Here is a 14,079-nt window from a genome sequence, read left to right as displayed (position 1 = left end):
AGGGTGCCACCCGCCGCCGACAACCGCTGCGGCACTGCGCCGTTAGCGGGACGCCCCGCTCAGCGCAGGGCCGCCGACTTGAGCTGCACCGCCGGGTCGGCGGCGAGCGCCGGGTCCAGCACCGCCGCGCGGGCGACCAGCTTGCGGGCCTGTGCCAGGTCCCGCGGCCGGTCCACGGCCAGCAGCGCGGCCAGGGCGCCGCCGCGCAGCCAGCACACCGACCAGGACGGGCTCGCCGGGTCGCCGCGCAGCAGCACCGTGTCGGCGCCCGTGTGGTGCCCTGCGTACTGCACGAAGCGGCCGAACTGCTCGGACCAGAAGTACGGCACCGGGTCGTACGCCTCGTCGCCGCCGAGGACGTTGGCGGCGGCGGTCCGCGGGCCCTGCACGGCGTTGTCCCAGTGGTGGATGAGCAGCCGCTCGCCGTAGCGCGCGGACGGGAACGACGCGCAGTCGCCGACGGCGTACACGTCGGACGCGGTGGTGCGCAGCCGGTCGTCGGCGAGTACGGCGCCGTCGGGGCCGAGGCCGACGCCGGAACCGGCCAGCCAGCCGGTGGCGGGCCTGGCGCCGATGCCGACCACGACGGCCGCGGCGGGCAGCCGGGTGCCGTCGGCGAGCACCACGGCGCCGGGTTCGACCTCGGCGACGGGCGTGCCGGTGAGCAGCCGTACCCCGGCGTCGGCGTACCAGGCCCGCATGTGGCCGGTGATGGTGGCGGGCAGCGCGCCGGACAGCGGCCGGTCCGCGGCCTCCACGACGGTCACCTCGCAGCCCGCCTGCCGCGCCGCGGTGGCGAATTCCGCGCCGATCCAGCCCGCGCCGACCACCACGACATCCTTGTGGGCGTCCAGCACCGGGCGCAGCGCCGCCGCGTCGTCCAGGGTGCGCAGCAGGTGGACGCCGGGCAGGCCCGCCGTGCCGGGCAGCGCCACGGGGTAGGCGCCGGTCGCGACGACGAGACGGCCGTAGCGCAGGCCGCCCTTGTCGGTGACGACCTCGTGGTCGCCTGGCCGCAGCCCCTGCGCCCGTACGCCCAGGCGCAGATCCACGTCCAGGGCGTCGAAGTCGACGTCGAAGCGGACGTCGGTGTCCTCGCCCGCCGTGCCGAGCAGGACCGCCTTCGACAGCGGCGGGCGGTCGTACGGAGGGTGCGGCTCGTCGCCGACCAGCACGATGCCGTCCCGCCAGCCCTGCTCGCGCAGGCAGACCGCCGTCTGCACCCCGGCCATCCCGGCCCCGACAATCACGACGTCGTTCACATGATTCACGGTAGTCGGTACGGGCCGCCGACGACGCCGGGCCACCCCCGGGCGGCGGGCGGGGATATGGTGTCGGGGCCAGAGAACACGCGGGAGCCCGGACGCACCGGGCTGAGAGGGCGGCTGGACGGCCGCCGACCGTACGAACCTGATCCGGGTCATTCCGGCGAAGGGAGGGCGGTATTCGATGGGTACACCTGAACCGGCGGCGCCGAGCGGACCGGCGGCTCCGACGGCCGCGCCGCGGAGTTCCCGCGCGGCGGCGTCGTACGACGTCCTGGTGGTGGGCGGCGGCATCATCGGCCTGGTCACCGCCTGGCGGGCGGCGCAGCGCGGCCTGCGGACCGCCGTGGCCGACCCGGACCCCGGCGGCGGCGCGGCGCGGGTGGCGGCGGGCATGCTGGCCGCGGTCACCGAATCGCAGTACGGCGAGCAGACGCTGCTCGACCTCAATCTGGCGTCGGCGCGCCGATACCCGGATTTCGTGGCCGAGTTGACCGAGGCGACCGGCCTCGACGTCGGCTTCCGCGCCTGCGGCACCCTGACAGTCGCGCTGGACGCCGACGACCGCGCGCACCTGCGCGATCTGCACGCCTTCCAGACCTCGCTGGGCCTGCCCTCGGAGTGGCTGAGCGGCCGGGACTGCCGCCGCCTCGAACCGCTGCTCGCCCCCGGTGTCCGCGGCGGACTGCGGGTGGACGGCGACCACCAGGTCGACCCGCGCCGTCTCGCCACGGCGCTGCTGCGGGCCGCGGAGCTGGCCGGTGTGGTCCTGCACCGCTCGGCAGTGGCCCGTGTCGAGATCTCGGGCGGCCGGGCCGTCGGCGCGCTGCTCGACGACGGTACGGCGGTCACGGCCGGTCGTACGGTGCTGGCCGCGGGCAGCGACAGCGGCCGGATCGCGGGCGTGCCCGAGGCCGCGCTGCCGCCGGTACGGCCGGTGAAGGGGCAGATCCTGCGGCTGCGCATCCCGCCGGGCCACGCGCCGTTCCTGTCCCGTACGGTCCGGGCGGTGGTGCGCGGCAGCCATGTGTACCTGGTGCCGCGTGAGAACGGGGAGCTGGTACTCGGCGCGACCAGCGAGGAGTTGGGCTGGGACACCACGGTGACCGCGGGCGGGGTCTACGAACTCCTGCGGGACGCCCACGAGTTGGTGCCCGGCATCACCGAACTGCCTCTCACCGAGACCCTGGCGGGTCTGCGGCCGGGGTCCCCGGACAACGCCCCGCTCCTCGGCCGCGGCGCGCTGGACGGCCTGCTGCTGGCCACCGGCCACCACCGCAACGGCGTGCTGCTCACCCCGATCACCGGCGACATCATGGCGGAGGCGCTGGTCACGGACGAACTGCCCGCGTACGCGCGGCCGTTCGCCGCCTCCCGGTTCGCGGCCGTCCCGGTGCCCGTCTTCCCGGTATCCGGTCCCCCGGCCGCCGCCGCGCGTGAGGAGCAGACCGTATGACGATCACGGTCCTGGTGAACGGCGAGCGCCGCTCCCTGCCCGCGCCCCTCGCCCTCGACGCCCTGGTGGCCGACCTCACCCCGGCCGCCTCCGGCGTGGCCGCCGCCCTCAACGAGACGGTCGTCCCGCGCGCCCGGTGGGCGGCGACGCCGCTGTCCGACGGTGACCGCGTGGAAATCCTCACCGCCGTGCAGGGGGGCTGAGGGATGACGACTTCCGCTGTCGACATCAGCGACCCGCTGCGGATCGGGGACGCCGTCTTCTCCTCGCGGCTGATCATGGGGACCGGCGGGGCGCCGAGCCTGGAGGTGCTGGAGCAGGCGCTGCTCGCGTCCGGTACGGAGCTGACCACCGTCGCCATGCGGCGGCTCGACCCCACGACGAAGGGGTCGGTGCTGTCGGTGCTGCGGCGGCACGGCATCCGTGTGCTGCCCAACACCGCCGGGTGCTTCACGGCCGGTGAGGCCGTGCTGACCGCGCGGCTGGCGCGTGAGGCCCTCGGCACCGACTGGGTGAAGCTGGAAGTCATCGCGGACGAGCGGACGTTGCTGCCCGATCCGGTCGAACTCCTCGACGCCGCCGAGACGTTGGTGGACGACGGCTTCACGGTGCTGCCGTACACCAGCGACGATCCGGTGCTGGCGCGGAAGCTGGAGGACGTGGGGTGCGCGGCGATCATGCCGCTCGGGTCGCCGATCGGGTCGGGGCTCGGAATCCGCAACCCGCACAATTTTCAACTCATCACCGAGCGGGCCGGTGTTCCCGTCGTCCTCGACGCCGGGGCGGGGACGGCGTCCGACGCCGCGCTCGCCATGGAACTCGGGTGCGCCGCCGTCATGCTGGCCTCGGCCGTCACGCGGGCGCGGCAGCCGGTTCTCATGGCCGAGGGCATGCGTCACGCCGTTTCGGCCGGGCGCCTGGCCTTTCGTGCCGGGCGTATCCCCCGCCGCCACTTCGCCCTCCCCTCCTCCCCGCCCGAAGGTCTCCCCTCCCTCGACCCGGAACGCCCCGCCTTCTAGGTCCAGGGCCCCGCGTCCACCGCGCACAGGACGTGCCCTCCGCCGCCCTTGAAGGATCGGCCCGCCGCCCTCCGTGAAGGGGCGTACAGGGGCGGAGCCCCGGGGAAGGGCGCCGCCCCGGGCAGGGGGACGGGAGGTCACGGAAGCGTTGCGGCACGCAACAGGTGGGGTACAGACCGGGCGCGCAGCGCCGTTCGGGGCATTCCGGCCTCGTAGAATCGGCGATCGTGGACACGACCGTGCAGGACCCGCTCGTCGGGCAGACGCTCGACCGCCGTTACCGGGTCGAGGCGCGCATCGCTGTCGGGGGGATGGCCACGGTGTACAGGGCCGTGGACACCCGCCTCGACCGGGTGCTCGCGCTCAAGGTGATGCACCCGGCCCTGGCGACCGACACCGGCTTCGTCGAGCGCTTCATCCGCGAGGCCAAAGCCGTGGCGAAGCTGGCGCACCCGAATGTCGTCGGGATGTTCGACCAGGGCGCCGACGGCACCTACGTGTATCTGGCCATGGAGTACGTGGCCGGCTGCACGCTGCGCGACGTGGTGCGCGAGCGCGGGGCGCTCCAGCCGCGGGCGGCGCTGGACATCATGGAGCCGGTGCTGGCGGCGCTCGGCGCCGCGCACCGCGCGGGCCTGGTCCACCGCGACATGAAGCCGGAGAATGTGCTGATCGGGGACGACGGCCGCGTGAAGGTCGCCGACTTCGGCCTGGTCAGGGCGGTGGACACTCAGACCAGCGCGTCGACCGGCTCGCTGCTGGGCACCGTCTCGTACCTCGCCCCCGAGCAGATCGGGCACGGCGTGGTCGACCAGCGCACGGATGTGTACGCGTGCGGGGTCGTGCTGTACGAGACGCTGACCGGCCGCAAGCCGTACGACGGGACGACGCCCGCGCAGGTGATGTTCCAGCACCTCAACGAGGACGTGCCCGCCCCGTCCTCGGTCGTCGCCGGTCTGGCACCCGCGCTGGACGCCCTGGTGGCGCGGGCCGCCTGCCGTGACCCGCGGGGCAGGCCCGCGGACGCCGTGGACCTGCTGGCCGAGGTGCGCGACGTGCGGGCGGCGCTGACCCCGGCGCAGCTGGACCGCGAGCCCGCGGACACCATCGGCGAGATGAGCGGCGCCGGGTCCGAGGACCCGACCAGCGTCGTCCACCGCTATCCGTCGGCGGCCTTCGCGTCGGAGCCGATGCCCGCGTCCGCGCCGCCCGTACCGGCGGCGGCCGACAGCGGCGAGCTGAACCGTACGAGCAGGCTGCTGCTGCCGCCCCCGCCGCCCGAGGAGCCGCCCGCGGGTCCGCGGCAGCCGCGGCGGCGGGGCCGCGGGGACGGTGCGCCGCGGCGGCGCGGGCCGCTGGCGGTGGTGCTGGCGCTGCTGGTGCTGCTCGGGGTCGGCGCGGGCGTCTGGTACATCAGCGACGGGCAGTTCACGAAGGTGCCCGCGGTGCTGGCGCTGTCGCAGGCCGACGCGGAGAAGAAGCTGGACGCGGCGGGGCTGCGCGCGAAGGTGACACGGGACTTCTCGATCACGGTGCCGCGCGGCAAGGTGATCTCGACGGATCCGGGCCCCGGCAAGCGCGTCCGGGACAACGGCACGGTGACGCTGAAGGTCTCCAAGGGCCCGCAGCAGGTCCAGGTGCCCGACGTCCGGGGCAAGCCGCTGGAGACCGCGCGCAAGGAGCTGAAGGACGCGGGTCTGACGCCCGGCACGGTGGCCCAGGAGTTCAGCGAGGACGTGCCCCGCAGTCAGGTCGTCTCCACCGACCCCGCCGGCGGCATCCGCCGGGCGCCCGACACCCCGGTGGCGATCAAGGTGTCGCGCGGGGCTCCGGTCGACGTGCCGGACGTGATCGGCGACTCGGTCACCGACGCGCAGCAGCAGCTCGAGGACGCGGGTCTGAAGGTCGTCCTGGCGCCGGACAAGGTGTTCTCCGACGTCGCGGACAAGGACCAGGTCGCGCTGGCGTCCCCGGAGGTGGGGACGCAGGTCGGCACCGGCGACACGGTGACGATCACCGTGTCCAAGGGCCAGCAGCAGTTCGACGTGCCGGGCGTGACGGGCAAGAAGAAGGACGAGGCCAAGCAGATCCTCCAGGACGCGGGCTTCGACGTCCGGGTGATCACCGTGTTCTTCGGCGACACCGTCTTCAGCCAGTCCCCCGACGGCGGCGGGCAGGCGCCCAAGGGCGCGACGATCACCATCTGGGTGCGCTGATGCGCGTGGTGACGGACGCGCCGACGGGTGCGGCGGGCTGATGCGGTCGCGCAATCCGGTGGGCAGCCATGTGCCGGTGGCCGGCGGGCTGGCCACCGTGGGGCTGGGGTACGCGGAGCGGATCGGCGCGGAGACCGTCCAGGTCTTCGCGGCCAATCCGCGCGGCTGGGCGACTCCGCCCGGCAGCCCTGCCCAGGACGAGGAGTTCCGGACGCGCTGCGCGGAGCTGGACCTTCCCGCGTACGTGCACGCGCCGTATCTGATCAACTTCGGCTCGCACACCGAGGCGACGGTGGACCGCTCGGTGGAGTCGCTGCGGCACTCGCTGCGCCGGGCGCGGGCGATCGGCGCGCTGGGCGTGGTGGTGCACACCGGCTCGGCGACCGGCGGCAGGACCCGCGAGGTGGCACTGGCGCAGGTGCGCGAGCGGGTACGGCCGCTGCTGGACGAGCTGACGCACGACGACGACCCGTGGCTGCTGCTGGAACCGACGGCGGGGCAGGGCTCTTCGCTGTGCTCGCTGGTCGCGGACCTGGGCCCGTACATGGCGGCGCTCGACCGGCATCCCCGGCTCGGGGTGTGCCTGGACACCTGTCACGCCTTCGCGGCGGGGCACGACATGGCGGCGCCCGGCGGGATGACGGCGATGCTGGACGAACTGGCGGCGACGGCGGGCGAGGGGCGGCTGCGGCTGGTGCACGCCAACGGCAGCAAGGACGTGTGCGGGGCGCGCAAGGACCGGCACGCGAACATCGACGCGGGCCATCTGGGCGCGGAGCCGTTCCGTGAGCTGCTGCGGCACCCGGCGACGGAGGGCGTGCCGCTGGTCATCGAGACGCCGGGCGGGCCCGAGGGGCACGCGTCGGACGTGAAGCTGCTGAAGGAGCTGCGCGGATAGAGGTTGCTCCCGGCCCTCAGGAATACCCCCAGGGGGTATGTGGTTGTGCTGACCGCAAGGCACCGCACGCACTTCCTGAGGACGGGGACATCCCATGGCGTACGAGCACACGGCCCACGACCACGCGGCGCACGACCACGCGGCCCACGACCACGCGGCGCACGATCAGGCAGCTCATGGCCAGGCAGCTCACGACCCCGCGGCCCACGACCACGCGGCGCACGCGCACCACGGCGGCAGCGGCGGCGGGGCGGGCTGGCGGACGGCCGCCCAGGCGACCCTGCACTGCCTCACCGGCTGCGCCATCGGCGAGGTCCTCGGCATGCTGATCGGCACGGCGCTCGGCTGGGACAACGTGCGGACGATGCTGCTGGCGATCGTGCTCGCCTTCGTCTTCGGCTACTCGCTCACCATGCGCGGCGTGCTGCGCGCGGGCCTGGACCCGCGCTCGGCGCTGCGGGTGGCGCTCGCCGCCGACACCGTGTCGATCATCTTCATGGAGCTGGCCGACAACGGCACGATCCTGGTCTTCCCCGGCGCCATGGACGCGACCTTGGCCGACGCCCTGTTCTGGGTGAGCCTGGCGCTCTCCTTCGTGGTGGCCTTCGCCGTCACGACCCCGGTCAACAAGTGGCTGATCGGGCGGGGCAAGGGCCACGCGGTGGTGCACCAGTACCACCACTGAGCCGCTACAGCTCGGGCCCGTCGCCCGGCTCCTCCTGGTACGAGTACCGCTGCTCGTTCCAGGGGTCACCGAGGTTGTGATAGCCGCGCTCCTCCCAGAAGCCGCGGCGGTCCGCCGTCATGTACTCCACCCCGCGGACCCATTTGGGGCCCTTCCAGGCGTAGAGGCCGGGGACGACGAGGCGGACCGGAAATCCGTGTTCCGCGGTGAGGGGTTCGCCGCCCTTATGGGTCGCGAATATCGACTTGTCGTCGATGAAGTCCTCGATCCGCAGATTCGAGCTGAATCCGTATTCGGCCCACACCATCACATGCGTGACGTCGTCGGCGGGCGGCGCCAGTTTCAGCACGGTATCGGTGGAAACCCCGCCCCATTCGATGCCGAGCATCGAGAACTTCGTGACGCAGTGGAAGTCGGCGACGACCGTGGCATACGGCAGCGCGGAGAACTCCTCGTGGTTCCAGCAGGTCTTGTCGTTGTCGGCGGTCGCGCCGAAGACCCGGAACTCCCAGCGGTCCGCCGTGAAACGGGGTACGGGGCCGTAGTGCGTGACCGGCCAGCCCCGCTGGATCCGCTGCCCCGGAGGAAGCTCCCCCGTCTGGCGTTCGGACTGACCCATGTCTCCATGGTGACAGACGGGGCGTGATGCTTCCGACCGGGCGGGGTCTTTCCGGGCAAGCCGGGCCCCGGAACGTAAGCCTGCACTTACTGGATCAGATGCCTGAGCAGTGCGAAGATGCGCGGAACCTGACAGCCCGATCGGAAGGACGGCGTTGCCATGCAGGGCGACCCCGAGGTCATCGAGTTCCTCAACGAACAGTTGACCGCTGAGCTGACCGCGATCAACCAGTACTTCCTGCACGCGAAGATGCAGGAGAACTTCGGCTGGACGAAGCTCGCGAAGTACACCCGGTCGGAGTCGTTCGACGAGATGAAGCACGCGGAGATCCTGACCGACAGGATTCTCTTCCTCGACGGGCTGCCGAACTACCAGCGGCTCTTCCATGTCCGGGTGGGCCAGACGGTCACCGAGATGTTCCAGGCCGACCGCCAGGTCGAGGTCGAGGCGATCGACCGCCTGCGGCGCGGCATCGAGGTCATGCGCGCCAAGGGCGACATCACCTCGGCGAACATCTTCGAGTCGATCCTGGAGGACGAGGAGCACCACATCGACTACCTCGACACCCAGCTCGAACTGGTCGAGAAGCTGGGCGAGCCGCTGTACATCGCGCAGCTCATCGAGCAGCCGGAATCCTGACGGACGGTCCCGCCGGCCGGCGCGCCGCGGTCCCGTAGCCGCGCTTCGCGGCCCCGGTCAGGCCGCCTGCGCGGCGGCGGGAGGCTCGTTGGCGCCGGGCACGGCGATCCGCTCGGCGCGGGCCGCCGCCGGGACGTCCGGCTCGACCCGTGCCGCGACCGGCTGCTCCGCGCCGCGGGCGTCCGCGAGCATCGCCGCGAGGCGCTGGGTGCGGGTGGTGGCCGGGGCGGCGCCGCGGCCGAGGAGGCCCTGGATGCGCTTGACGCAGGAGCCGCAGTCGGTGCCCGCCTTGCAGGCGGAAGCGATCTGGCGCGGGGTGCAGCGGCCGTCGTCGGCGTGCTGCTTGACCTGCTGCTCGGTGATGCCGAAGCAGGAGCAGACGTACACGCGGTCACCGCCGATCAGGGCCCAGGAGTGCCTCAGGAGCTGAGGTTACCCTTACCTTACCCGGCGCCCCTGGTCAGGAAAAGCGCCGAGGGGCGCGGATCGGTGTGATCCGCGCCCCTCTGGACGAAACGGCCGGTGGGGCCGCCGCGCGCTACTGCCCGCGGTACATCTCGGCCACGAGGAAGGCCAGGTCCAACGACTGGCTGCGGTTGAGCCGCGGGTCGCAGGCCGTCTCGTACCGCTGGTGCAGGTCGTCGACGAAGATCTCGTCGCCGCCGCCGACGCACTCGGTGACGTCGTCACCGGTCAGCTCGACGTGGATGCCGCCCGGGTGCGTACCGAGGGCGTGGTGCACCTCGAAGAAGCCCTTGACCTCGTCGAGCACGTCGTCGAAGCGCCGGGTCTTGTGGCCGGAGGCCGCCTCGAAGGTGTTGCCGTGCATCGGGTCGGAGACCCAGGCGACCTGCGCGCCGGACGCGGTGACCTTCTCCACCAGCGTCGGCAGCTTGTCGCGCACCTTGTCGGCGCCCATCCGCACGATGAAGGTCAGCCGCCCCGGCTCGCGCTCCGGGTCGAGGCGCTCGATGTAGGAGAGCGCCTCCTCCGGGCTGGTGCCGGGACCGAGCTTGATGCCGATCGGGTTGCTGATCCGGGACGCGAACTCGATGTGCGCCCCGTCGAGCTGCCGGGTCCGCTCGCCGATCCACACCATGTGGCCCGACACGTCGTACAGCCGGCCGGTCCGCGAGTCGGTACGGGTCAGCGCGGTCTCGTAGTCGAGTAGCAGCGCCTCGTGGGAGGCGTAGAACTCGACCGTGCGGAACTCGGCCGGGTCGGTGCCGCAGGCGGCCATGAAATTCAGCGCGTTGTCGATCTCGCGGGCCAGCGCCTCGTAACGCTGCCCGGACGGCGAGGACTTGACGAAGTCCTGGTTCCACGCGTGCACCTGGCGCAGGTCGGCGTAACCGCCGGTGGTGAAGGCGCGCACCAGGTTCAGCGTGGACGCGGACGCGTGGTACATCCGCTTGAGCCGCTCGGGGTCCGGGATGCGGGCCTCGGGGGTGAAGTCGAAGCCGTTGACCGAGTCGCCGCGGTAGGTCGGCAGGGTCACGCCGTCGCGGGTCTCGGTCGGCTTGGAGCGCGGCTTGCTGTACTGCCCGGCGATCCTGCCGACCTTGACCACCGGCACGGACGCCGCGTAGGTGAGCACCGCTCCCATCTGGAGCAGCGTCTTGAGCTTGTTGCGGATCTGGTCCGCGCCGACGGCGTCGAACGCCTCCGCGCAGTCACCGCCCTGGAGCAGGAACGCCTCGCCCTTGGCCACAGCCGCCAGGCGACTGCGCAACTGGTCGCACTCCCCCGCGAAGACGAGCGGCGGATACGAGGCGAGGTCGGCGATCACATCGCGCAGAGCCTCGGAGTCGGGCCACTCAGGCTGCTGCGCCGCGGGAAGAGAATGCCAGGTGTTGTCACCGGCGTGGATATCTGCGTTCACGGTCACGGGCCCAACATTACGGGGTCGTGTCACGTGCTTATGGCCCCGCTCAGGAAGTGAGACGGACCCGGTGGCCACCATCGGTCGAAAACGGAGGCGAAAGGTCCGGCGGGCGACACGGACCCGGTCCACTCCTGCCCCTTCCGTGACTGCTAATGTCTGGCCGCCTAGGCCCGTCGGGCTGATTGCACGAGCGGTCCAGCAGCCGAAGGGGCCGTTCGCGATCCGCCGGACCGGCCCCAGGGCCGGTGACCGCCAAACCCCGCGGTCATCAAGGGGAGGGCGCGCGACTCGCGTGCCGGAATAGCCGAGGGCTGCGCGTTGACACGTAGACACCGCCGGAAGAAATCACTGATCGCTTACGGAGCCGCCGCCGTCGTGCTGGCCTCCGTCGCCACCTACGGCACCATCGCCATCGCGACACCGTCATCCGGGGGCGGGACGGACGCGAAGGCGGATGGCTCCACCACCTCGTTGCAGGACGCCTTCGCGTCCGCGGCGAAGGAGTTCAAGGTCCCGCAGAGCGTGCTGATGGCCGTTTCGTACCAGCAGACGCTGTGGGAAGCGCACAACGGACAGCCGAGCACCACGGGCGCGTACAACGTCATGGGGCTGACCCAGGTCGAGCCCGAGGACCTGGAGGAGTCGAGCACCGCCGACAAGCTGGCGGAGGTGAACCTCAGCGGCGACCCGGTGGTCACCAAGCACTTCAACGCCGCGCGGGCGCTCAGGTCCGACCCGGCGAAGGTGAACACCGACGACCCGCGGCTGCACACGCTGGACGCGGCGGCCAAGCTGACCCGTACCTCGCAAGAGGACGTACGCACCGACGAGCGGCAGAGCGTCCGCGCGGGCGCCGCGCTGCTCGCGCGGTACCAGAAGGAGGCCACCGGCTCGCTGCCAGCCGACCCCGGCCAGTGGTACGCGGGCATCGCGCGCTACAGCCAGTCGACCGACCCGCAGGGCGCGCAGCTCTTCGCGGAGCGCGTGCTGGGCTCGGTGAAGACCGGCGTCAGCCGGGTCACCACCGACGGCCAGTCGCTGACGCTGCCCGCGGACCCGACGGTGCGGGTGGTCAAGCCCGCCAAGGTCCCGGTGACGGCGACGTTCGCGAGCACGGCGGCCGTCCCGACTCCGGAGTGCCCGGCCGAGCTGCACTGCACCTTCGACCCGGCCGCCTACGCCAAGGCCGGTTCCGCGGCGGACGACTTCGGCAACTACAACGAGTCGAACCGGCCCGCCAACGGCGAGGACATCCGCTACATCGTCATCCACGACGCCGAGGGCACCTTCGCGGGCACCCTGGCGACGTTCAAGGACGTGTCCCGGTACGCCAGCGCCCACTACGTGGTCGGCGGCCAGGGCCAGGTCGCCCAGGCCGTGGAGACCAAGAACGAGGCGTGGCACGCTGCCAACAAGACCGTGAACATGCACTCGGTCGGCATCGAGCACGAGGGCTACGCGATCAAGAACGGCCAGTGGGTCTCCGAGCAGGAGTACCAGTCCTCGGCGACGCTGGTGAAGTACCTGGCCGCGAAGTTCAACATCCCGCTGGACCGTGAGCACATCATCGGCCACGACGAGGTGCCGGGCGTGCTCGACACCAACGTCAGCACGCAGCACTGGGACCCGGGACCGTTCTTCGACTGGAACCACTACATGTCGCTGCTCGGCGCGCCCGACGGCGCCGGCGGCGCGGGCGGTCCGGTCAAGGCCGGCCAGCTCGTGCGGGTCGTCCCGCCGTACAGCACGGCGAACCAGCCGAAGCTGACCAACGGCGGCACCGCGGTGGCCGCGCAGCCCGCGAACTTCCTGTACCTGTACACCTCGCCGTCCACCACGGCCGCGCAGCCGACCGACCCGTACGTCGGTACGGGCCCGCTGCCGACCGAGGGCTCCAACTGGTCGAACAAGGTCCTCGCGGGCGGCGCCTACGTCGTCGCCGAGGCGCAGAACGACTGGACGGCCATCTGGTACGGCGGCAAGAAACTGTGGTTCCGCAACCCCGGCGGCCAGTACACCTCGGTCGTCGCGCCGACCAGCGTGATCACCCCGAAGACCGGCGCGACCTCGATCCCGGTCTACGGCCGGGCGTACCCGGAGGACGCGGCGTACACCGGCACCAACGTGCCGGTGCAGTCGCAGAACAACGCGTCGCTGACGAAGTACAGCGTGCTGTCCGGGCAGGCGTACCCGACGGCGGGTGTGCAGAAGGCGGGCGACTACTGGTTCGCGGGGACCTTCGCGGGCACCGCGGCCGGTGACCGCACGCTGGTGCAGGGCAAGACGAACCTCTTCTACCCGATCCGGTACAACCACCGGATCGCCTGGGTGAAGGCCAGCGACGTCCAGCTCAAGACCAGCACGGCGGCGGACTCCGGCACCACGCGCTACAACCTGCTGGCCCGCGACGCCTCCGGCGGCCTGTACCAGTACCAGGGCACGGGCAGCGCGACCACGCCCTTCTACACGAAGTTCAAGGTCGGTCCCGGCTGGCAGATCTTCAACACGGTCACCGCGATGACCGCGCTGCGCGCGGACGGCACCGGTGACCTGGTGGCCCGCGACACCTCGGGCGTGCTCTGGTACTACCAGGGCAGCGGCAAGCCGTCCGGGCCGTTCAAGGCGCGGCTGAAGACCGGCGCGGGCTGGGGCGTCTACAACATGATCATCGGAGCCCGGGACATCACCGGGGACGGCAAGCCGGACCTGATCGCGCGCGACTCCTCGGGCAACCTGTGGCTGTACAAGGGCACGGGCAACCCGGCGGCGCCGTTCGCGGCCAAGGTGAAGATCGGCCCCGGCTGGAACATCTTCAATATGCTGATCAGCACGGGTGACATCACCGGCGACGGCAAGGCGGACCTGCTGGCCCGCGACACCGCCGGTGTGCTGTGGCTGTACAAGGGCACCGGCAGCCCCACCGCCCCGTACGCGGCGCGGGTGAAGGTCGGCGGCGGCTGGAACGCGTACAACACCATCGTCGGGGTCAGCGACCTCAACGGCGACGGGAAGCCGGACGCCGTGGCGCGGGACGCCTCGGGCACCTTGTGGTTCTACAAGGGCACCGGGACGGCGACGGGCGGACCCTTCGCTGCCAAGTCCCAGATCGGCGGCGGCTGGAACGCGTACAACCTGCTGTTCTGACCCACCGCCGCCGCGCGTGACCACGGGCCCGGCCCGCGGGTGGAACCGGCTGTCCCACCCGCGGGCCGTGCGCTAAGGTCGGGGGTATGAACGCGCCGACAACGACGATTCAGTCGCTGAACCAGAACTGGTGGTGGACCGCTCCTCCGGCGGCCCACTGATCGCGCGCACGACACTTCGCGAAGGCCGCCCCCAGGGGCGGCCTTCGGCGTTTCCCCGCCGGGCCGGCCGCCCCTTCCGAACTCCCTTGGAA

Annotated in this window: 12 protein-coding genes and 1 riboswitch; of the genes, 8 read left to right on the top strand and 4 right to left on the bottom strand. The window is 72.1% G+C overall.

What is annotated here, in order from left to right; genetic code table 11:
* Window positions 1-59 precede the first annotated feature (59 nt).
* Window positions 60-1,232 carry an FAD-dependent oxidoreductase gene (locus ACFZAM_RS08170; protein ID WP_391044269.1) on the bottom strand — a complete coding sequence of 391 codons (1,173 nt, stop codon included), beginning with the start codon at window positions 1,230-1,232 and terminating at the stop codon, window positions 60-62.
* Between the two features lie 109 nt (window positions 1,233-1,341).
* A riboswitch (TPP riboswitch) is annotated at window positions 1,342-1,454 on the top strand.
* Between ACFZAM_RS08170 and thiO the strand changes: the two genes are divergently transcribed.
* From thiO to ACFZAM_RS08140, 6 genes are all read left to right on the top strand, one after another.
* Window positions 1,450-2,721, top strand: coding sequence for a glycine oxidase ThiO (gene thiO, locus ACFZAM_RS08165; protein ID WP_391043936.1), 1,272 nt, complete (start codon window positions 1,450-1,452; stop codon window positions 2,719-2,721). (Overlaps the previous riboswitch by 5 nt.)
* Window positions 2,718-2,924: a sulfur carrier protein ThiS gene (thiS, locus tag ACFZAM_RS08160; protein WP_355334176.1), complete on the top strand. Its 207-nt coding sequence runs from the start codon at window positions 2,718-2,720 to the stop codon at window positions 2,922-2,924. The genes thiO and thiS overlap by 4 nt, the downstream gene beginning before the upstream one ends.
* A gap of 3 nt (window positions 2,925-2,927) precedes the next feature.
* A complete protein-coding gene (locus ACFZAM_RS08155; protein ID WP_391043934.1) occupies window positions 2,928-3,740 on the top strand; it encodes a thiazole synthase in 813 nt (270 codons plus the stop codon).
* Window positions 3,741-3,967: 227 nt separating this feature from the next.
* Complete coding sequence (gene pknB / locus ACFZAM_RS08150) at window positions 3,968-5,956, top strand: Stk1 family PASTA domain-containing Ser/Thr kinase (RefSeq protein ID WP_391043931.1); 1,989 nt, start codon at window positions 3,968-3,970, stop codon at window positions 5,954-5,956.
* A 40-nt stretch (window positions 5,957-5,996) separates the two neighbouring features.
* The gene (locus ACFZAM_RS08145) at window positions 5,997-6,854 is read left to right on the top strand and encodes a deoxyribonuclease IV (RefSeq protein ID WP_355334183.1); all 858 of its coding nucleotides are present in this window, start codon (window positions 5,997-5,999) and stop codon (window positions 6,852-6,854) included.
* A gap of 94 nt (window positions 6,855-6,948) precedes the next feature.
* Window positions 6,949-7,539: a DUF4396 domain-containing protein gene (locus ACFZAM_RS08140; RefSeq protein ID WP_391043928.1), complete on the top strand. Its 591-nt coding sequence runs from the start codon at window positions 6,949-6,951 to the stop codon at window positions 7,537-7,539.
* 4 nt (window positions 7,540-7,543) lie between these two features.
* Here the strand turns inward: ACFZAM_RS08140 and ACFZAM_RS08135 are convergent, their stop codons facing one another.
* Window positions 7,544-8,158: a sulfite oxidase-like oxidoreductase gene (locus ACFZAM_RS08135; protein WP_355334188.1), complete on the bottom strand. Its 615-nt coding sequence runs from the start codon at window positions 8,156-8,158 to the stop codon at window positions 7,544-7,546.
* A 159-nt stretch (window positions 8,159-8,317) separates the two neighbouring features.
* Here ACFZAM_RS08135 and bfr point away from each other — a divergent pair, with 159 nt between their 5' ends.
* A complete protein-coding gene (gene bfr, locus ACFZAM_RS08130; RefSeq protein ID WP_188284346.1) occupies window positions 8,318-8,797 on the top strand; it encodes a bacterioferritin in 480 nt (159 codons plus the stop codon).
* Between the two features lie 57 nt (window positions 8,798-8,854).
* Here bfr and ACFZAM_RS08125 read toward each other — a convergent pair whose 3' ends face one another.
* A complete protein-coding gene (locus ACFZAM_RS08125; RefSeq protein ID WP_355334191.1) occupies window positions 8,855-9,184 on the bottom strand; it encodes a (2Fe-2S)-binding protein in 330 nt (109 codons plus the stop codon).
* Window positions 9,185-9,335: 151 nt separating this feature from the next.
* A complete protein-coding gene (locus ACFZAM_RS08120; protein ID WP_355334194.1) occupies window positions 9,336-10,685 on the bottom strand; it encodes a class II 3-deoxy-7-phosphoheptulonate synthase in 1,350 nt (449 codons plus the stop codon).
* A gap of 375 nt (window positions 10,686-11,060) precedes the next feature.
* Between ACFZAM_RS08120 and ACFZAM_RS08115 the strand changes: the two genes are divergently transcribed.
* Window positions 11,061-13,826: an N-acetylmuramoyl-L-alanine amidase gene (locus tag ACFZAM_RS08115; RefSeq protein ID WP_391044266.1), complete on the top strand. Its 2,766-nt coding sequence runs from the start codon at window positions 11,061-11,063 to the stop codon at window positions 13,824-13,826.
* Window positions 13,827-14,079 lie beyond the last annotated feature (253 nt).

The sequence above is a fragment of the Streptomyces sp. NPDC008079 genome (genome assembly GCF_042957385.1).
In the GTDB taxonomy this organism is placed as follows: domain Bacteria; phylum Actinomycetota; class Actinomycetes; order Streptomycetales; family Streptomycetaceae; genus Actinacidiphila.
The sequence above is the reverse complement of the archived record's forward strand: the minus strand, read 5'-3'. Positions and strand labels throughout refer to the sequence as shown.

What these genes read in the sequence shown, in the direction of transcription:
- ACFZAM_RS08170 (WP_391044269.1), bottom strand. Translation starts at nt 1,232, where the DNA reads ATGGCCGGGGTGCAGACGGCGGTCTGCCTGCGCGAGCAGGGCTGGCGG.
- thiO (WP_391043936.1), top strand. Translation starts at nt 1,450, where the DNA reads ATGGGTACACCTGAACCGGCGGCGCCGAGCGGACCGGCGGCTCCGACG.
- thiS (WP_355334176.1), top strand. Translation starts at nt 2,718, where the DNA reads ATGACGATCACGGTCCTGGTGAACGGCGAGCGCCGCTCCCTGCCCGCG.
- ACFZAM_RS08155 (WP_391043934.1), top strand. Translation starts at nt 2,928, where the DNA reads ATGACGACTTCCGCTGTCGACATCAGCGACCCGCTGCGGATCGGGGAC.
- ACFZAM_RS08145 (WP_355334183.1), top strand. Translation starts at nt 5,997, where the DNA reads ATGCGGTCGCGCAATCCGGTGGGCAGCCATGTGCCGGTGGCCGGCGGG.
- ACFZAM_RS08140 (WP_391043928.1), top strand. Translation starts at nt 6,949, where the DNA reads ATGGCGTACGAGCACACGGCCCACGACCACGCGGCGCACGACCACGCG.
- ACFZAM_RS08135 (WP_355334188.1), bottom strand. Translation starts at nt 8,158, where the DNA reads ATGGGTCAGTCCGAACGCCAGACGGGGGAGCTTCCTCCGGGGCAGCGG.
- bfr (WP_188284346.1), top strand. Translation starts at nt 8,318, where the DNA reads ATGCAGGGCGACCCCGAGGTCATCGAGTTCCTCAACGAACAGTTGACC.